The sequence below is a fragment of the Halorientalis persicus genome, from assembly GCF_900110215.1.
In the GTDB taxonomy this organism is placed as follows: domain Archaea; phylum Halobacteriota; class Halobacteria; order Halobacteriales; family Haloarculaceae; genus Halorientalis; species Halorientalis persica.
On sequence record NZ_FOCX01000101.1, the window covers coordinates 1 to 1,787 of the forward strand.

Below are 1,787 nucleotides of genomic sequence, written 5' to 3' on the forward strand. Positions count from 1 at the left end.
GTGGCGAGACTGCCGCCAAGAACCACGAGCGAGAGGGCCAGCGCGATTCGGGAGGGCTTGACGTTCCGCATAGCTCGCAGTCCGGATTGGTTGCCCCAGAGGGTGTCATAGAAGAGTTCTCACACTGTGATCACGGTACTTCCCGGATTGTCTCCTCGTTCGTAGTTGGTGATGGCGACGACGAGGCGAAGGCACAGCGCAAGGAACACCTGTGCTCGTGCGTGGACGCGGCCTCGGGCGTGCGTTCGCCCGAGGCCGCAGTCCTTGACCGCGTCGTTGGTTCGTTCGACGCCAGTCCGGCGGTTGTACGTCTCATCCAACGTTGACTGTTTCAGCTGAACGTCATCGCTGTGTTCGCTGATGCGGTCTTCGACCCTGTACTCGATATCGAGCGGGTCGTCGGTGTTTCGCGCGTTGTACGGGGCGACTGGCACGACCCCTGCGGCCAGCAGGCGGTCGTGCCAGTCGAGCGTGTCGTAGGCGCTGTCACCGACCATCCACATCGGCTGGGCGACGGCGAGCGCGTCACGGGTGACGCGCATCGCCGTCTCTTCCGGTGCTTGTTTGCTCTCGGTGAATTCCGCTGCTATCGGGATCTTTTGCCCGGTCGAAACGATCGTACAGCCGTAGCCGTAGTAGTATTCTTCGGCGGTTGGATCGTAACATTTCGACGCATCTGGATCGGCGGGCATCGCCTTCACGTCGGTTGAATCGATGCAATAGGTCAAGTCGAGCAGGCCGCGGCGGGCGGCCTGCTCGACGAGCCGGGTGAAGACGTCGTCAACGACGTGTTCGAGGTCGGTGAGAAAGCGATCGACCGCGTCTCTCGACGGCGGTCGATCGAAGCCACAGCTCAGCCAGACAACCGTGTTCTGAAGCTCCCGTTCAACCGGACGAATGCCGTAGATGTCCTTGTAGTAGCAGTGGAGGAAGCCACGCATCAACTCTGGCGGTTCGTGGTCTCGTGTTCGCCCCGTCTCCGCCGGGGCGAACACGTCGAACTCCTCGAGAAACTCGAAGGAGAGATGCTCAAACAACGCTAACGTCTCCGTCTCCGCGACATTGAAGAACGAGTCTACCGAAGGGTGATCTTGCAGGGTCGCTGGGCTCATACCACCTCAGCGTTCACCCTGCTCGTTGGTGTGCTACTCGTTCTATGACACCCTCTGCCCCAAGAAAATGTCGGATTTCGCGCCGCTGAAACGGGTGAAACGACTGCTGAAACGTGTTTCACACCCATTTCATGCCCGTTTCCAACGGGGCTTTATCAACCCTTTTTCACAATGCCCAGATGTCGCAATCAGCTCCGGCGGCCAACGGCGCGGCCGATCCCCGCTGTCGTATGGTTCCCCTGTTTGGGTCCCACGCCGCCCGTCGAGCCGGTGGCCGGTTGCAACACACCACCAATGTACGAACGAGTCCCCGCAATGCAGGTAAGACAGATGCACCGTGAGACAGGCAACGACCCGCTCCGACCCGCTCTCCGAAACCGAGGTGCCCACCATGCAACGTGACTACCGCATCGCGCTGTACGCGCTCGGGCTGTCAGCAGTGTTGCTCGTCGCGGCCGGTGCGGTCGTCGCCTCTGGGTTTGCGCCGGGTGCGACACCGCCCGCGACGCAATCAGACGGCGATCCGACCAACAGGACGGACACAGTTCGACTCGACCGCGAGTCGGGCCAGCAATACGACGTGACCGTCGACGAGTCCGGCAACGGAACGATCACGTTTGACTCGACGGCGAGCAGATGCGGTGGCGTCGTCGCAGTCAACGCGTCCGACGCCGA

Annotated in this window: 1 protein-coding gene and 1 pseudogene; one reads left to right on the forward strand and one right to left on the reverse strand. The window is 61.5% G+C overall.

What is annotated here, in order from left to right; genetic code table 11:
* Window positions 1-119: 119 nt before the first annotated feature.
* Window positions 120-1,112 carry a transposase gene (locus BMX17_RS24785; protein WP_092665303.1) on the reverse strand — a complete coding sequence of 331 codons (993 nt, stop codon included), beginning with the start codon at window positions 1,110-1,112 and terminating at the stop codon, window positions 120-122.
* 391 nt (window positions 1,113-1,503) lie between these two features.
* Here BMX17_RS24785 and BMX17_RS24790 point away from each other — a divergent pair.
* Window positions 1,504-1,787, forward strand: a pseudogene (locus tag BMX17_RS24790) (hypothetical protein); the annotation flags it as partial.